This is a genomic window from Streptomyces sp. NPDC022910 (assembly GCF_055561075.1).
On the sequence record NZ_JBVHHL010000145.1, the window covers coordinates 1,457 to 2,991 of the forward strand.

The 1,535-nt window shown below is 66.6% G+C and carries 1 protein-coding gene; it reads left to right on the top strand.

Features of this window, described 5'->3' with window-relative positions:
* On the top strand, positions 1-1,535 hold a 1,535-nt coding region (treS, locus tag ACZ3TS_RS42695; RefSeq protein ID WP_467628575.1), incomplete at both ends, for a maltose alpha-D-glucosyltransferase.

Below are 1,535 nucleotides of genomic sequence, written 5' to 3' on the forward strand. Positions count from 1 at the left end.
CCGCGAAGCTGGACTATCTGCAGTGGCTGGGCGTCGACTGTCTGTGGCTGCCGCCGTTCTTCAAGTCGCCGCTGCGCGACGGGGGTTACGATGTCTCCGACTACACGGCGGTGCTGCCGGAGTTCGGGGACCTGGCGGACTTCGTGGAGTTCGTGGACGCCGCGCACCAGCGGGGCATGCGGGTGATCATCGACTTCGTGATGAACCACACCAGCGACCAGCACCCGTGGTTCCAGGAGTCCCGCGCCAATCCCGAGGGCCCGTACGGGGATTACTACGTGTGGGCGGACGACGACAAGCAGTTCCAGGACGCGCGGATCATCTTCGTCGACACCGAGGCCTCCAACTGGACCTTCGACCCGGTCCGCAAGCAGTACTACTGGCACCGCTTCTTCTCCCACCAGCCGGACCTGAACTACGAGAACCCGGCCGTGCAGGAGGAGATGATCTCCGCGCTGAGGTTCTGGCTCGACCTGGGTATCGACGGCTTCCGCCTGGACGCGGTGCCCTACCTCTACCAGGAGGAAGGCACCAACTGCGAGAATCTTCCGGCGACGCACGAGTTCCTCAAGCGGGTGCGCAAGGAGATCGACGCGCAGTACCCGGACACGGTGCTGCTGGCGGAGGCCAACCAGTGGCCCGAGGACGTGGTCGACTACTTCGGCGACTACCGCAGCGGCGGCGACGAGTGCCACATGGCCTTCCACTTCCCGGTCATGCCGCGCATCTTCATGGCCGTGCGCCGCGAGTCGCGCTACCCGGTCTCCGAGATCCTGGCCAAGACCCCCGCCATCCCCTCGGGCTGCCAGTGGGGCATCTTCCTGCGCAACCACGACGAGCTGACCCTGGAGATGGTCACCGACGAGGAACGCGACTACATGTGGGCGGAGTACGCCAAGGACCCCCGCATGCGCGCCAACATCGGCATCCGCCGGCGCCTGGCCCCGCTGCTGGACAACGACCGCAACCAGATCGAACTGTTCACCGCGCTGCTGCTGTCCCTGCCCGGCTCGCCGATCCTGTACTACGGCGACGAGATCGGCATGGGCGACAACATCTGGCTGGGCGACCGGGACGCGGTGCGCACCCCGATGCAGTGGACCCCGGACCGCAACGCGGGCTTCTCCTCCTGCGACCCGGGCCGCCTGTATCTGCCCACGATCATGGACCCGGTCTACGGCTACCAGGTCACCAACGTGGAGGCGTCGATGTCCTCGCCGTCCTCGCTGCTGCACTGGACCCGGCGGATGATCGAGATCCGCAAGCAGAACCCGGCGTTCGGACTGGGCTCCTACACCGAACTGTCCTCCTCCAACCCGGCCGTACTGGGCTTCCTGCGCGAGCACGGGGACGACCTGGTGATGTGCGTGCACAACTTCTCCCGCTTCGCACAGCCCACCGAACTCGACCTGAGCCGGTTCAACGGCCGCCACCCCGTCGAACTGATCGGCGGCGTCCGCTTCCCCGCCATCGGCGACCTGCCCTACCTGCTCACCCTCGCAGGCCACGGCTTCTACTGGTTCCGGCTCCGCAAG